Genomic DNA, 13,669 nt, shown 5'->3' with positions numbered 1-13,669 from the left:
TAAATGAAAAGAACGTATCAACCAAATAAACGTAAACGTCAAAAAGTTCACGGATTCCGTAAACGTATGAGTACAAAAAATGGACGTCGTGTTTTAGCTAGCCGTCGTCGTAAAGGCAGAAAGGTTATTTCTGCGTAAGCCACTGAATGCCAGTGGTTTTTTTTTATGCCGTTTTTGCGGAATATAGTGTCTGACTTTTGGCAAATATGGTATTATTGACAGGTGAGTGGTTACGGATTCAATCCGTTTCGCGAAGCTTAATTGAAAGAAGTGAAGGAACCGAAGATGAGAAAATCCTATCGAGTAAAAACAGAGCAAGATTTTCAAAAAGTTTTTCAGGCAGGAAATTCTTTTGCAAATCGGAAGTTCGTGGTGTATGTCTTACCTAAAGAGCAATCACATTTTCGAGTTGGTTTATCTGTAGGAAAAAAAGTCGGTAATGCAGTGAAGCGAAATGAGGTCAAACGTAAGATTCGTGCGAGCTTAACGGAAATGAAGCCGCGAATCGAACCAGCGATCGATTTTATTGTGATCGCCCGTCCAAGTATCGCCACTTGTTCCTCAAAGGAAATCTACTCGAATTTAGAGCATGTCTTAAAGCTTGCCAAAATTATTCATTAATGGAAAGGAATTAGTTACGTGAAAAAAGGGAAACGCGTCTTACTATTTTTGGGAGTTCTCTCATTAGTAGTTGTCTTATCTGCCTGCGGTGCAACAGGTGAAGTAAATGCACAAAGTACCGGTCTATGGGATCGTTACATCGTTTATTATTTTGCAGAGGCGATCAAAGCCCTCTCCTTCGGCAATGCCGGGATCGGGATCATCCTCTTTACATTGATCATCCGGGTCATTTTGATGCCGTTGATGCACTTTCAAACCAAAAGCATGCGCAAAACGCAAGAATTACAACCGAAGCTAAAAGCGCTGCAGCAGCAATATGCGTCAAAAGATACAGAAACACAAAGCAAGTTAAAAGAAGAAACACAACGTTTGTATGCGGAAAACAATGTCAATCCCTATGCCGGCTGTCTACCATTATTGGTACAAATGCCGATTTTGATGGCCTTGTGGCAATCGATCTCACGGGTTCCTGCTCTGCAAGAAGGAAAATTCTTATGGCTGCAGCTGGGTGATCGTGACCCATACTTCATCTTGCCGATTTTAGCGGCGCTCTTTACTTTTGCAAGTACCTACTTATCAAGTATGAGCCAAGTGGAATCAAATGCGAGTTTGAAAATCATGAATTTCGCTATGCCGATGATGATCTTACTGATGGGGATCAACATTGCCAGCGGTCTTTCCTTGTACTGGGTTGTTTCTAATGCATTCCAAGTCTTGCAAACAATGATCTTAAATAACCCATTCAAGATTCGCCAAGAAAGAGAAGAAGCCGCCCGCAAAGAACGCGAGCGTGAACGAGCCCTGAAAAAAGCAATGAGTCCTAAAAAGAAACGGAAAAAATAAGAGGAGGTTGCACTGCAATGCCGATTTATGAAAATCTGACAGTAGCTGAAGCAATTCAAGAGGGATTGCAAGTCCTTGGTATCACCAAAGATCAAGCAGTAATCGAAGTCCTGGATGAAGGAAAAAAAGGCTTCTTGGGGCTAGGAAAAAAACAAGCACGGGTCTCCATTGAAAAAAGAATCGTTGAAGAACCGGCACCCGTTGAAGAAGTACCAGCAAAACCGCTGGTAGAACCAGATCCTGTGACGACAGAGGATGCAAGCAGTGTGATGGAGGCGGCCGCGAGCGAACCTGTTTTGCTGACGGATCTTTCAGATGAGGAAGCATTGGCTCAGTTGGGACTCTATCTGACAAATATTTCAAAAGCATTGAATGCACCTGCCTTAGTAAAAACCGCTCGTCAAGACGGCGTGATCGTCTTTCAATTAGAAACGCAAAAACAAGGCATTTTGATTGGGAAGCACGGCAAAACCTTGAATGCACTGCAATATTTGGCGCAAGTTTATATTCATCGCATCGCGAAAAACAAATTGTCGATCGTTGTGAATGTCGGGGATTACCGTGAAAAACGTCAAGCGATCTTAGAACGTTTGGCCAGCCGTACTGCTGAAAAAGTCAAACGAACAGGCCGCCCGGTCTTTTTAGAGCCGATGCCGGCGTTTGAAAGAAAACAGATCCATTCCGTATTGAGTAAAGATGCGTATGTTCAAACTCATTCTGAAGGGGATGAACCGTATCGCTACTTAGTAGTGGAACCTGCGGACAAACGAATTTAATGAAAAAAGGGAAAGGCGGTCTGACAAGCCTTTCCCTTTTTTGATGGGAAAAAGCGATTGACAACAAATTTAAAACCAAGTATCCTTGACTAGAAATCATTCTTATCAAAGTCAACATACGTTACGTAGGTCAGCCTTTGGTATCAAAAAAGAGTCCGTATGCCGCGGACTCTTTTTTGTATTTCGTTGTTCAAAGGGGCAATTAGCCGCCAATGGTTGATTGAGTAAATTGAACCACCGTACCATAGGCAAAGATCTCAAGGTAGGTTTTGTCGCCTTCGACGATGCGGTCGTGTTCGAAATGACAGTTGATCACTGCATTCGCACCGTAGCTGTGAGCTGTTTCTTTTAAGCGATAGGTCACATCTGCCAAAAGATCGTTCAAATTCACAGATGTATCAAATAGATCTACTTCGATTTTGTCTGCCGCAAAGACGATATCCCGCACGACATAAGGCCGATTCACGTTTCCTGTCGATAAAATGATTTCTTTAATGCGGGCAGCACTGTTTGATGATTTGATGGTTTCCATAATAGATCCCTCTTTTCTTATTCTTTGCTTTTATTTTAAAGGTTTTTGCGGACAGATGCAAAATTTAAAAGTTTTTGAAGGAAGCTTGCGACTCGCGCAAAAATGTGCTAATCTATTTCCAGAATTTAATTGACAAGCAGTCAAAGTGCTAAGTCTACTCGTTTTTATTGATTTTCAATCAATTTGACGGGTGGAGTGGGCACTTTTTTTATGTGAAAAAATAGGAGGAGCATGCAACATGGCGAATATTACGCAAGAATTTGATACGATTGCCGCAATTTCCACCCCGCCAGGCGAAGGGGCCATCAGTATTGTGCGATTAAGCGGGGAAGAAGCAATCGCAATTGCGGATCGGATTTTTCAAGCAGGCACTAAAACCCTCGCCCAAGTCCCTAGTCATACGATTCATTATGGTCATATCGTGGACCCAGAAGAAAACCGTTTGATGGATGAAGTGATGCTTTCAGTGATGAAAAAGCCGCGGACCTTTACCCGAGAAGATGTCGTTGAGATCAACTGTCACGGCGGGATCGTTGTCGTCAATCAACTCTTGCAGCTGGTTTTACGACAAGGTGCACGTTTGGCTGAGCCGGGGGAATTCACGAAGCGGGCCTTTTTAAATGGACGGGTTGATCTTTCTCAAGCCGAGGCGGTGATGGACCTGATTCGTGCTAAGACCGATAAGGCGATGAATCTCGCTGTCAATCAGCTGGATGGCAATCTTTCCCACTTGATTCGGACCTTACGCCAAGAGATCTTAGAGACGTTGGCGCAAGTTGAAGTGAATATCGATTACCCTGAATACGATGATGTGGAAGAATTGACGACCCGCTTATTGTTAGAAAAGGCCACGATGGTCAAAGGGCAGATCCAAGCCTTATTAGCAACTGCCCAACAAGGAAAAATTTTGCGAGAAGGCCTGAGTACTGCGATCATCGGTCGGCCGAATGTCGGTAAATCCAGCTTATTGAACCATTTATTAAGGGAAGAAAAAGCTATCGTAACAGACATTGCTGGTACGACTCGAGATGTCATTGAAGAGTATGTCAATGTTCGCGGGGTACCGTTGAAACTGATCGATACGGCTGGTATCCGCGAAACGGAAGATGTCGTTGAGAAAATTGGGGTCGAACGCAGCCGCAAAGCACTGGCAGAAGCGGAGTTGATTTTGCTGGTTCTCAACCAAAGCGAAGGATTGACCCAGGAAGACAAACAATTGCTGGAGCTGACTGCTGGCAGCCGTCGGATCATCTTATTGAATAAGACCGACCTTGAGCCAAAACTAGCGCCCGCTGAATTAGCGCAGTACGCAGCAGATGAACCGATTTTTTCTGTCTCTGTATTGACCAACGAAGGCTTGGATCAACTGGAACAAGCCATTGCCGATCTATTCTTTGGGGGGAAAACCACCGACAAGGATGCTTCCTATCTTTCTAACACCCGCCACATTGCCTTATTAGAAAATGCCGTTCAGTCGTTGTCTGAGGTCATCCAAGGGATCGAAGCAGGAATGCCTGTCGACTTGGTTCAAATCGATATGACACGTTGCTGGGACTATCTAGGAGAAGTTGTCGGCGACAGTGTCCAAGATGAGTTGATCACCCAATTATTTAGTCAGTTTTGTTTAGGAAAATAAAGAATGCGCCACTGGCGTAAAAAGGAGAACACCATGCAAGAATATCAAGCAGAAAGTTATGACGTGATCGTTGTTGGTGCCGGCCATGCCGGATCAGAAGCTGCCTTAGCAGCCAGCCGAATGGGGGCAAAAACCCTTTTACTGACCATCAACTTAGACATGGTCGCATTCATGCCTTGTAATCCCTCCGTCGGCGGACCAGCAAAAGGCGTCGTGGTGCGCGAAATCGATGCTTTAGGCGGAGAAATGGGCAAAAATATCGATAAAACCTACATCCAAATGCGGATGCTCAATACAGGAAAAGGTCCCGCAGTGCGGGCTTTGCGGGCGCAAGCCGATAAACATGCCTATGCGGCTGAAATGAAACGAACGATCGAAAAAGAAGCCAATCTAACACTGCGCCAAGGGATCGTTGAAAAGCTGATCGTTGAAGAAGGCGAATGCCGTGGCGTCGTGACATCTACAGGCGCTCGTTACCAAGCCCAAGCTGTAGTGATCACTGCAGGAACAGCGTTGCGAGGGGAGATCATCATTGGAGAGTTGAAGTATTCTTCTGGTCCAAACAACTCCCAGCCATCGATTGGATTAGCCGATCATTTGAAAGAGCTTGGTCTAGAGATCGCTCGTTTTAAAACCGGTACACCACCGCGGGTCAAATCCAGCACCATCAACTATGAGGTAACGGAGATCCAGCCTGGCGATGAACAACCGAATCACTTTAGTTACAGCACACCCGATGAAGCCTACAATCAAAACCAAGAACCTTGCTGGTTGACCTATACGAACGAAGGGACGCACCAAATCATCAACCAGAATTTACATCGGGCGCCGATGTTTACAGGGATCGTCGAAGGGGTAGGTGCCCGTTATTGTCCATCCATCGAAGACAAAATCGTGCGTTTTGCAGACAAATCTCGTCACCAACTATTCTTGGAGCCAGAAGGATTGAACACCGAAGAAGTGTATGTTCAAGGGCTTTCTACTTCTATGCCAGAAGACGTTCAAGTCCAAATGCTGCATTCCATCGCAGGTTTAGAAAAAGCGGAAATGATGCGGACGGGCTACGCCATTGAATATGATGTCGTGGTACCTCATCAATTGCGTCCAACATTAGAAACCAAAGTCATCGAAAACCTCTTTACGGCAGGACAAACCAACGGAACCAGCGGCTATGAAGAAGCGGCCGGTCAAGGCTTGATTGCTGGCATCAATGCCGCTTTGAAAATTCAAGGCAAAGAACCTTTCATTATGAAACGCAGCGACGGTTATATCGGTGTGATGATCGATGATTTGGTGACCAAAGGAACCAATGAACCATACCGTTTATTGACCTCTCGTGCCGAATACCGCTTATTGCTGCGTCATGATAATGCCGATCTGCGTTTGACCGAAGCGGGACATCAAATTGGGCTCGTCCCAGAAGCGCAATACGAAGCATATGTAGCGAAAAAAGAAGCTGTTGAAGCAGAAATCAAACGCTTGTCTAAAATCCGCATCAAACCAACGCCAGAAGTACAAGCATATTTGACTGCCAAAGGGACGGCCACCTTGAAAGATGGTGTTTTAGCAAATGAATTCTTGCGCCGGCCTGAAGTGACGTATGCGGAAATGCTGCAATTTATTGAAGCCAATGAAGCATTGAAACCAAAAGAGATCGAACAAGTCGAGATCCAAATCAAATACGAAGGCTATATCAAAAAAGCCCTCGAAAAAGTGGAGAAACTCAAACGGATGGAAGCCAAACGCATTCCTGAAAACATCGACTATGCCGCTATCAATGGCTTGGCAACAGAAGCCAAACAAAAACTGCAAAAAATCCAACCCGAAACCATCGCCCAAGCGAGCCGTATCAGCGGAGTAAACCCAGCTGATATTAGTATTTTGATGGTGTATATCGAACAAGGGAAGATTGCAAAGGTTAACTAAAGACGGTGAATATTCTTTGAAAAACCAATTTATAAATGGTAAATACAGTGTCAAAAGCCCGCTACGAGAGTAACTCGCAGCGGGCTTTTTGTGTTAGCAATTGATTTATTCAACTTTTTCAATCGTAGTGGTTCCCCAGTTCATGATGTTGCTGAGATGGACATAGCCATCGTACAAATTCAAGAAAATTGAGAAGGCACAGACGATATAGATCAATACATAAAAATTATTGGCCTTTTTGTTACGCCATAAGACAAAGCCATCTAAAATCAAACCTAATGGAAAGAGAAATGAGCCGATTCCAGCTAACAGTAGCAAGAGCAGACTTTCATCTTTTTCCGTTGCCATCGTTCTTTGGAGTAACGACAATTTTTCTTTTTTGTCGTTAATCTCTTGATTATTGGTTTCGATCCGCTCTTTTAACGCTTCGTTTTCCCGCAAGAGCTCATCAATCGAGACTTGATAGAGATCGCTCAACAAAATCAAATTCTCAATATCTGGATAGCCGCGCCCGTTTTCCCATTTTGAAATCGACTGGCGTGAAATCTGTAATTTTTCTGCGACTGCTGTTTGCGACAATCCGGAAGACTCGCGACAGCTTTTTAATTGTTCTGCTAAAGCCAATGTATGCTCCTATCTGCTATTTAACAACTAGCTTCCCATTTGAGATCGTGGTTACGACACTCCCATTGGTAGTGATTATACCTGCTTTTTGCTTAAACGTACAGGTGGCTTTAGTGGACGTGTGAGTTAATGAACTAGAAGTGATACTTCCTCTGTGAGCAACTAAACTTAAATTCGAAGTGCCTGTAAATTGATTGCGGCTATTGACCGTGACATTGTAACTAGCGGTCCAATTACCGGTGGATGTTTTTGACACGCGATACGTTCCTGCTGCCAGATTTGCCCGGAATGACGGCAATTTTTCAATGGTCAAAATCAACTCGTTGCCTTCTTCATCTACGGTGATCAGCTGCTCATAGGGACTATCTGATGCTAAGTCGTAAACGAGTTCAGGTTCTTCCACTGTTTGGGCGGCAGCTGGGAGAGCAAAGAAGAAACAAATAAAAATAAACGGCACAAAAAATAATTTTTTCACAAATACCACTCCTTGTACTTTTGATAGTTTAAGTATACAAGGTTTGGCTAGTTAAAGAAAGCACAAGCTAATTTGCAACGGCAACGGATGGTTTACAGTTGTTGCTAGAGCAGCATTTCATAGGCTTATTTTTTAGGATGTCGAGAAATTTTAAAAGTAATGGTTCATTCAAAAGGTCTTCGTTTTTTAGGTTTCTGACAATGAAACGTTGTTTTTTAAAAGAAACGTTAAAGAAGCGGTTGCTTTAGTTTTAACCAAACCTAGCTGTAAAAGGAAACAAAAAAGCGAAAGAGAAGGTAACGTTTCGCGCCGTTAAAACGACAAACGTAAGACCTCCTTCCGCTTTTTTGCGGCCAATTTTATTCTCCTAAATCAATATCCTTTTGATGGTCGCCGTCTTTTTTATAAACGTTCACCACGGATTCTTTATTTTCGGCAATTTCTTTGGCACGGGCGATGGCCTCTGCTTTCTTGTCGAAATGATCACTGGCACGTTTTGCTCCTTTGGAACGGACTTGCCATTGGTCCTCTTCATACACAACTTCAACATCCGCATCCATTAATTTTTTCGCATTTTTATTGGTTTGATGGGCATCATCTTTTTGCGGATTTTTCTCTTTCTGAAAAGCTTTCTTCTCCTCTTCATCTGCATTGTCATACCATTTTTCTGCTTGACTCGTGGCGATCGGGATCGCCCGATCGTCGGAATAGCCATCGGCTAGCAGGGCATTGGCGATATCGATCGCTTTTTTACGAACTAAGGGGTCTAGATTCTTCATTGACGCAGGATAATCACGGACATTCCAAGGCATTGTTTGGTTCCTCCTTTTTCTTGATCCAAAGTCATTTTCCTAGGGGTTCCTTTTTACAGGCACCACCAGATATTACTTATTAGTTTACCCCCTTCTATAAAAAAGTGAAATCATTTGCTTTCTGGTCAAAAATGAGGGCACTTTCTTTTTTCATTTTCTAATAAACGAGGATTTATTTTTGTTAACAAAGCGTTATATTTCCCAAAAAAAAATGAATGGTTTAGAATTTTATTATAGAGAAAAGGAGGACGTAAGAATGAGTGAACCTATTTTGACTGATCCACGGGAACTTTATCACACGGGTAAATACAGCAAACAGGAACAAGATACGCCTGCTTTACAAGAAGAAATGCGACCAAAACCTGATTGTGGTGAAGACTCTTATGAGGGAAGTCAGCAGTTAGAAAACCGGCGGGTACTGATTACCGGTGGGGATTCTGGGATCGGACGAGCAGCAGCGATTGCCTTCGCTCGTGAAGGAGCAGACATTGCCCTGCACTTTTTCCCAGGAGAAGAAGAAGATGCCGAAGAAGTTGCAGGGTACATCAAAGAAGCCGGACGCAAAGTGATTTTGCTACCCTATGACCTGCGAGACGAAGCGACACCACAAGAGATCGTTGACAAAGCGGTAGCAGCATTAGGTGGGTTAGATACATTAGTATTGAACGCAGCACAGCAAATCACGCGGCCATCGATTGCAGAATTACCGATTGAACAAGTGAAAGACACCTTTATGGTAAACATTATCTCAATGTTTGCATTAGTGAAAGCAGCTGAGCCACACTTACCGGCTGGAGGAGCGATCGTGACAACGACTTCTGTCCAAGCCTTTAGTCCAAGTGCCCATTTAATGGATTATGCGGCAACCAAATCGGCGATCGCCAGTTTTACAGTCAGCTTGGCGAAACAATTTGCTGAAAAAGGGATTCGGGTCAATGGGGTAGCCCCAGGACCAATCTGGACACCATTACAGTTAGATCATGGCCAACCGCAAGACAAGCTGCCTGAATTTGGTCAGCAAGCATTACTGGAGCGGGCAGGACAACCAGCTGAGCTGGCACCCGTCTATGTCTTTTTAGCTTCCAATAAAGCTAGCTATGTGACAGCACAGATTTATGGTGTTACCGGCGGAGAAGCCATCAACTTGTAAGCTTATCAAAAAATCGGAGAAAAAGGAGGAGGTGTCCTATGAGTAAAGGGTGGAAAATCGTATCAATCATCGTTTCGTTGATCTTTATCACTGTCTTATTACCAATCGTTTTAATGAGTAATCCTTACATGCAGCTGCCATTTGGTTTGGACAGCAGAGGCAATGTCGTCACGTATTTCTTTGACAACTTGTTTATGCGTCAATATATGTTTTGGGTAGCCGTTGTTTTGATCGCCGTATTCTTGATCGTGATCTTAGTCGTGCTGTTTTATCCAAAAACCAAAACAACCTTTGTTTTGAAAGAGGATAAGGGCGCATTGACGATCGATAAGAAAGCGATCGAAGGACTTGTACGTACGAAAGTAAATGAAAAAGAATTTGTTGAAGGACCAAAAGTTCATGTCAAGGCGACCAAAAATCGAATTTTAATCAAAATCAAAGGCCGCTTGAAACGGACGTCTGCCTTAGTTGGCAAAACCGAAAACTTAATGGCGGAAATCCAACAAGATGTCCAACGAGTGCTTGGCTCAAGTGAAAAAGTCAAAGTCGAAGTCAATTACGCGAATTTTGAACAAAATGAGACTCCGGAAAACCCGCGAGTAGAATAGGAGGGCTATGATGAACGAACTACAACAATACAAAATCCCATTGATTTTTGGAGCAATCGGCCTTGTTCTGGCTGTGTTGTTTGTAACGATCGGTTTTTTCAAAACATTGCTGATTCTACTCCTAACAGGTTTGGGTTTTGCGCTAGGATTGTATCTCCAACGTACCGGTATCATCGACGAATTTTTTAACCAACAATAACGTATTTTATAGGAGGAATTTTTAATGAATAACGATAAAAACGAATTAAACAATGAAAAAAATGTCAGTGCACATCCAGATCCAGTGGTTCCCAACACCAATCATCAAGCCAATGAAAATGCGATTCCAATGACTGAATCACCTGATCCAGTGGTACCAAATGCTGAAAAAGCAGTAGCAGGACAACAAAATGGACCAAAACCAGGGGATCATCCAGCACCAGGAAATCCAGATCCAGCCGGACATCATCCAGCACCGCCAAAACCTGGCCACAACGATTTTGAAGGACCAACCGGGGATGCACCCGTTCATGGTTCATTGACCTATGATGACAAAGTGATCCAAAAAATTATCGGAATTGCATTAGAAAATGTAGATGGTCTGTTGACGGTCGATGGTGGTTTCTTCTCTAATATTGCTGAAAAATTAGTTAATACAGACAATGTGACTGCCGGTATCAATACTGAAGTTGGGAAAAAACAAGTAGCCGTTGATTTAGATATCGTGGTTGAATACGACCGCAATATCCCAGAAATCGCTGAACAAGTCAAAGAAGTCATTCAAAAAGAAGTAACGACAATGACCCAATTAGAAGTGATCGAAGTCAACATCAACGTTGTGGATGTGAAAACAATCGCTGAATACGAAGAGGAACAAGAAACGGTTCAAGACAAAGTAACGTCAGCGGCTTCTAAAACCGGCGACTTTGCTTCACGTCAAACCAACAAAGCCAAACATGCGGCTTCCCGCGCGTCTGATCGTATCGAAGAATACAACGAACCTCGCGTGAAATAAAAAAGTTTCATATGAAACAAAAACAAGCATTGATCCTGAGATCAATGCTTGTTTCTTTGAGAAAAAAGCTGACCAGCAGGGTTGGCAGCCTTGCTGGTCAAGGAAAAATGAAAAAAGTTTTTTGGATTGAAATGAGTATAATTTCTATGCCTTAAACCAACCTTAAAGCCCCAGTTAAAAAATAGTAAATTCTCCTAGAAAGCAATCTCTGGCTATTGCATCGCACTGCTTTTTGCGTTAAAGTAGGAACTAGTCTGTGAAACATTTTTCTGTTTCACAAAATAGAAAGGATTCGTTATGCTACCTGAAGAATTTCATGAAGAATTACGCAAAAACGGGATCGTTTTAACCGAAGAACAAATGGAAAAATTCGCTGTCTATTTCGAGCGTTTAGTCGAATGGAATCAGAAGATGAATCTAACCGCAATCACGGAAAAATCAGAAGTGTATTTAAAGCATTTCTACGATTCTGTTTCCTTAGCTTTTGAAACCGCCTTTGACCCGCAAAGTCATTTGTGCGATGTCGGTTCAGGTGCTGGCTTTCCAAGTATTCCACTAAAAATCGTGTTTCCTGAACTAGAAGTGACGATCGTCGACTCTTTAAATAAGCGCATCACCTTTTTACAAACTCTTGTGACGGATCTACAATTGGAAAATGTCCACTTGTACCATGACCGTGCAGAAACATTTGGTCAAAACCCGCAATTTCGTGGGCAATTCGATTATGTGACCGCTCGAGCGGTTGCCCGTTTGAATGTGTTAACGGAACTCTGTGTGCCATTGGTGAAAAAAGCAGGCTATTTTTATGCGCTCAAAGCTGCCAAAAGCGAGGAAGAACTGGTTGAAGCCAAACCAGCGATCTCACTCTTAGGCGGCAAATTTATTGAAGAAAAAAGCTTTACCTTACCGGTCAGCGGCGATGAACGCCATCTTTTGATCATTCAAAAGAAAAAAGAAACGCCAAAGAAATACCCCCGCAAACCGGGAATGCCAGCGAAACAACCAATTAAATAGGAGGAAAATCAATGGCCCGTATTATTTCTGTTGCAAACCAAAAAGGCGGCGTAGGCAAAACCACCACAACGGTGAACCTAGGTGCGTCCTTAGCATTTGTCGGCAAAAAAGTGTTACTCGTAGATATTGATGCCCAAGGCAACGCCACAAGCGGTGTCGGCATTCGCAAACCAGATGTGGAACAAGACATCTATGATGTATTAGTCAATGAAACACCGATCGTTGAAGCGATTTTACCTAGCAGCCGAGAAAACTTGGATATCGTTCCAGCGACGATCCAATTAGCTGGTGCGGAAATTGAATTGACCTCCATGATGGCACGGGAATCTCGATTGAAATCGGCTTTGAATGAAATCAAAGAACAATACGATTATATCTTTATCGATTGCCCGCCATCTTTAGGTCATTTGACGATCAATGCCTTTACCGCCAGTGATTCGATTTTGATCCCAGTCCAATGTGAGTACTATGCATTGGAAGGGCTGAGCCAACTATTGAATACCGTGCGTTTAGTACAAAAACATTTTAACCCTGAGTTAGAGATCGAAGGGGTCTTACTGACGATGTATGATGCCCGCACGAACTTAGGCGCGGAAGTCGTGGAAGAAGTCCGCCGCTATTTCCAAGAAAAAGTATACGAAACCATTATTCCGCGGAATATCCGGTTGTCTGAAGCACCTAGTCATGGATTGTCGATCATTGATTATGATCCACGCTCAAAAGGAGCCGAAGTCTATCAGACGTTAGCAAAGGAAGTGTTAGCCCGTGAAGAATAAAGGGAAAGGATTAGGGCGTGGGATCGATGCGTTGTTTCAAGACCTGCAAGGGTTAGAAGAAGTCGATATCAAGACAGAAAAAGTCGTTGAACTGCCTTTAAACGAATTAAGACCCAACCCTTATCAACCGCGAAAAACCTTTGATGAGCTTTCATTACAAGAACTGGCCAATTCGATCCAGCATTCGGGGGTCTTTCAACCGATCATCGTGCGGCAATCATCCGTCAAAGGCTATGAGATCATTGCTGGTGAACGCCGGTTTCGAGCGTCCAAATTAGCTGGCAAGGAAACGATCCCAGCCATCATCCGCAATTTTGATGAAGAAGCGATGATGCAAGTCGCCGTTTTAGAAAACTTGCAGCGGGAAGATTTGAATCCTTTAGAAGAAGCAGAAGCCTATGACATGCTGATGAAGAACTTGAAATTGACCCAAGCACAAGTCGCTGAACGTTTAGGGAAAAGCCGCCCGTATATCGCCAATTATTTGCGGTTACTGTCCTTGCCGAAACTCGTCAAAGAAATGGTTCAAGATGACCGTTTGTCTATGGGGCAAGCCCGGACATTATTAGGCTTGAAAAACAAAGAACAGATCTTAAAATTAGCCAATCGTTGTGTCAAAGAAAATCTGACAGTCCGCCAATTAGAACAAATGGTCGCTGAGATGAACGACACGAAAAACGAAAAGAAAAAAGTGCCGCGTCTGATTCGGGAAAAACCGTACTATTTACGAGAAAGCGAAGAACGGTTGATGGATAAATTCGGCACGAATGTCGAGATCCGCGAAAAAGAAGGCAAAGGAAAAATCGAGATCGAATACCTGTCACAAAAAGATTTAACCCGTATTTTAGATTTATTGAACATTCAATTTGATGAAGCTTGAGG

Annotated in this window: 18 protein-coding genes; 14 read left to right on the top strand and 4 right to left on the bottom strand. The window is 43.3% G+C overall.

The genetic code is table 11. From position 1 onward, the window contains the following. Positions 1 to 3 precede the first annotated feature (3 nt). The 4 genes from rpmH to jag all read left to right on the top strand — a co-directional run bounded on the left by rpmH (position 4) and on the right by jag (position 2,240). Positions 4 to 138 (top strand): 50S ribosomal protein L34, encoded by a 135-nt coding sequence (rpmH, locus tag A5877_RS08910; RefSeq protein WP_002356012.1) that lies wholly within the window; start codon positions 4 to 6, stop codon positions 136 to 138. A gap of 147 nt (positions 139 to 285) precedes the next feature. Next, positions 286 to 621 carry a ribonuclease P protein component gene (gene rnpA, locus A5877_RS08905; RefSeq protein ID WP_008376940.1) on the top strand — a complete coding sequence of 112 codons (336 nt, stop codon included), beginning with the start codon at positions 286 to 288 and terminating at the stop codon, positions 619 to 621. Positions 622 to 639: 18 nt separating this feature from the next. Next, positions 640 to 1,464: a YidC/Oxa1 family membrane protein insertase gene (locus tag A5877_RS08900; RefSeq protein WP_008376942.1), complete on the top strand. Its 825-nt coding sequence runs from the start codon at positions 640 to 642 to the stop codon at positions 1,462 to 1,464. A 17-nt stretch (positions 1,465 to 1,481) separates the two neighbouring features. Then, on the top strand, positions 1,482 to 2,240 hold the full coding sequence (gene jag / locus A5877_RS08895; RefSeq protein WP_086316718.1) for an RNA-binding cell elongation regulator Jag/EloR: 759 nt from the start codon (positions 1,482 to 1,484) through the stop codon (positions 2,238 to 2,240). 202 nt (positions 2,241 to 2,442) lie between these two features. Here the strand turns inward: jag and A5877_RS08890 are convergent, their stop codons facing one another. Beyond that, the gene (locus A5877_RS08890) at positions 2,443 to 2,772 is read right to left on the bottom strand and encodes a heavy metal-binding domain-containing protein (RefSeq protein ID WP_005226284.1); all 330 of its coding nucleotides are present in this window, start codon (positions 2,770 to 2,772) and stop codon (positions 2,443 to 2,445) included. A 238-nt stretch (positions 2,773 to 3,010) separates the two neighbouring features. Between A5877_RS08890 and mnmE the strand changes: the two genes are divergently transcribed. Together mnmE and mnmG are read left to right on the top strand one after the other, a co-directional pair. Then, the gene (mnmE, locus tag A5877_RS08885) at positions 3,011 to 4,408 is read left to right on the top strand and encodes a tRNA uridine-5-carboxymethylaminomethyl(34) synthesis GTPase MnmE (RefSeq protein WP_034859087.1); all 1,398 of its coding nucleotides are present in this window, start codon (positions 3,011 to 3,013) and stop codon (positions 4,406 to 4,408) included. 33 nt (positions 4,409 to 4,441) lie between these two features. Beyond that, positions 4,442 to 6,334: a tRNA uridine-5-carboxymethylaminomethyl(34) synthesis enzyme MnmG gene (gene mnmG / locus A5877_RS08880; protein WP_086316717.1), complete on the top strand. Its 1,893-nt coding sequence runs from the start codon at positions 4,442 to 4,444 to the stop codon at positions 6,332 to 6,334. A 105-nt stretch (positions 6,335 to 6,439) separates the two neighbouring features. Here the strand turns inward: mnmG and A5877_RS08875 are convergent, their stop codons facing one another. The 3 genes from A5877_RS08875 to A5877_RS08865 form a co-directional block, all read right to left on the bottom strand. Beyond that, on the bottom strand, positions 6,440 to 6,958 hold the full coding sequence (locus tag A5877_RS08875) for a helix-turn-helix domain-containing protein (protein ID WP_005232932.1): 519 nt from the start codon (positions 6,956 to 6,958) through the stop codon (positions 6,440 to 6,442). Between the two features lie 16 nt (positions 6,959 to 6,974). Then, positions 6,975 to 7,442: a DUF5626 family protein gene (locus A5877_RS08870; protein ID WP_005232933.1), complete on the bottom strand. Its 468-nt coding sequence runs from the start codon at positions 7,440 to 7,442 to the stop codon at positions 6,975 to 6,977. A gap of 350 nt (positions 7,443 to 7,792) precedes the next feature. Then, positions 7,793 to 8,245 carry a DUF2188 domain-containing protein gene (locus tag A5877_RS08865; protein ID WP_016619437.1) on the bottom strand — a complete coding sequence of 151 codons (453 nt, stop codon included), beginning with the start codon at positions 8,243 to 8,245 and terminating at the stop codon, positions 7,793 to 7,795. 256 nt (positions 8,246 to 8,501) lie between these two features. Between A5877_RS08865 and A5877_RS08860 the strand changes: the two genes are divergently transcribed. The 8 genes from A5877_RS08860 to A5877_RS08830 all read left to right on the top strand — a co-directional run bounded on the left by A5877_RS08860 (position 8,502) and on the right by A5877_RS08830 (position 13,667). Next, complete coding sequence (locus A5877_RS08860) at positions 8,502 to 9,395, top strand: SDR family oxidoreductase (protein ID WP_086316716.1); 894 nt, start codon at positions 8,502 to 8,504, stop codon at positions 9,393 to 9,395. 38 nt (positions 9,396 to 9,433) lie between these two features. Then, a complete protein-coding gene (amaP, locus tag A5877_RS08855) occupies positions 9,434 to 10,003 on the top strand; it encodes an alkaline shock response membrane anchor protein AmaP (RefSeq protein WP_005232936.1) in 570 nt (189 codons plus the stop codon). A 7-nt stretch (positions 10,004 to 10,010) separates the two neighbouring features. Then, complete coding sequence (locus A5877_RS08850) at positions 10,011 to 10,202, top strand: DUF2273 domain-containing protein (RefSeq protein WP_005226258.1); 192 nt, start codon at positions 10,011 to 10,013, stop codon at positions 10,200 to 10,202. Between the two features lie 24 nt (positions 10,203 to 10,226). Then, on the top strand, positions 10,227 to 10,997 hold the full coding sequence (locus A5877_RS08845) for an Asp23/Gls24 family envelope stress response protein (protein ID WP_005232937.1): 771 nt from the start codon (positions 10,227 to 10,229) through the stop codon (positions 10,995 to 10,997). Between the two features lie 11 nt (positions 10,998 to 11,008). Continuing rightward, positions 11,009 to 11,152, top strand: coding sequence for a hypothetical protein (locus tag A5877_RS17190; RefSeq protein WP_005232938.1), 144 nt, complete (start codon positions 11,009 to 11,011; stop codon positions 11,150 to 11,152). Between the two features lie 142 nt (positions 11,153 to 11,294). Continuing rightward, complete coding sequence (gene rsmG / locus A5877_RS08840) at positions 11,295 to 12,011, top strand: 16S rRNA (guanine(527)-N(7))-methyltransferase RsmG (protein WP_005226256.1); 717 nt, start codon at positions 11,295 to 11,297, stop codon at positions 12,009 to 12,011. 11 nt (positions 12,012 to 12,022) lie between these two features. Beyond that, a complete protein-coding gene (locus A5877_RS08835; RefSeq protein WP_005226255.1) occupies positions 12,023 to 12,787 on the top strand; it encodes a ParA family protein in 765 nt (254 codons plus the stop codon). Then, on the top strand, positions 12,777 to 13,667 hold the full coding sequence (locus A5877_RS08830; RefSeq protein ID WP_005226254.1) for a ParB/RepB/Spo0J family partition protein: 891 nt from the start codon (positions 12,777 to 12,779) through the stop codon (positions 13,665 to 13,667). The genes A5877_RS08835 and A5877_RS08830 overlap by 11 nt, the downstream gene beginning before the upstream one ends. The last annotated feature ends 2 nt before the right edge of the window (positions 13,668 to 13,669 follow it).

This window comes from Enterococcus sp. 3C7_DIV0644, assembly GCF_002141235.1.
GTDB lineage: Bacteria > Bacillota > Bacilli > Lactobacillales > Enterococcaceae > Enterococcus_D > Enterococcus_D entomosocium.
The sequence above is the reverse complement of the archived record's forward strand: the minus strand, read 5'-3'. Positions and strand labels throughout refer to the sequence as shown.

Excerpts from the sequence above, each read along its gene's own strand:
- mnmG (WP_086316717.1), top strand. The coding sequence starts at position 4,442 with ATGCAAGAATATCAAGCAGAAAGTTATGACGTGATCGTTGTTGGTGCC.
- amaP (WP_005232936.1), top strand. The coding sequence starts at position 9,434 with ATGAGTAAAGGGTGGAAAATCGTATCAATCATCGTTTCGTTGATCTTT.
- mnmE (WP_034859087.1), top strand. The coding sequence starts at position 3,011 with ATGGCGAATATTACGCAAGAATTTGATACGATTGCCGCAATTTCCACC.
- A5877_RS08860 (WP_086316716.1), top strand. The coding sequence starts at position 8,502 with ATGAGTGAACCTATTTTGACTGATCCACGGGAACTTTATCACACGGGT.
- A5877_RS08890 (WP_005226284.1), bottom strand. The coding sequence starts at position 2,772 with ATGGAAACCATCAAATCATCAAACAGTGCTGCCCGCATTAAAGAAATC.
- rpmH (WP_002356012.1), top strand. The coding sequence starts at position 4 with ATGAAAAGAACGTATCAACCAAATAAACGTAAACGTCAAAAAGTTCAC.
- jag (WP_086316718.1), top strand. The coding sequence starts at position 1,482 with ATGCCGATTTATGAAAATCTGACAGTAGCTGAAGCAATTCAAGAGGGA.
- A5877_RS08835 (WP_005226255.1), top strand. The coding sequence starts at position 12,023 with ATGGCCCGTATTATTTCTGTTGCAAACCAAAAAGGCGGCGTAGGCAAA.
- A5877_RS17190 (WP_005232938.1), top strand. The coding sequence starts at position 11,009 with ATGAAACAAAAACAAGCATTGATCCTGAGATCAATGCTTGTTTCTTTG.
- rnpA (WP_008376940.1), top strand. The coding sequence starts at position 286 with ATGAGAAAATCCTATCGAGTAAAAACAGAGCAAGATTTTCAAAAAGTT.
- rsmG (WP_005226256.1), top strand. The coding sequence starts at position 11,295 with ATGCTACCTGAAGAATTTCATGAAGAATTACGCAAAAACGGGATCGTT.
- A5877_RS08865 (WP_016619437.1), bottom strand. The coding sequence starts at position 8,245 with ATGCCTTGGAATGTCCGTGATTATCCTGCGTCAATGAAGAATCTAGAC.
- A5877_RS08850 (WP_005226258.1), top strand. The coding sequence starts at position 10,011 with ATGATGAACGAACTACAACAATACAAAATCCCATTGATTTTTGGAGCA.
- A5877_RS08845 (WP_005232937.1), top strand. The coding sequence starts at position 10,227 with ATGAATAACGATAAAAACGAATTAAACAATGAAAAAAATGTCAGTGCA.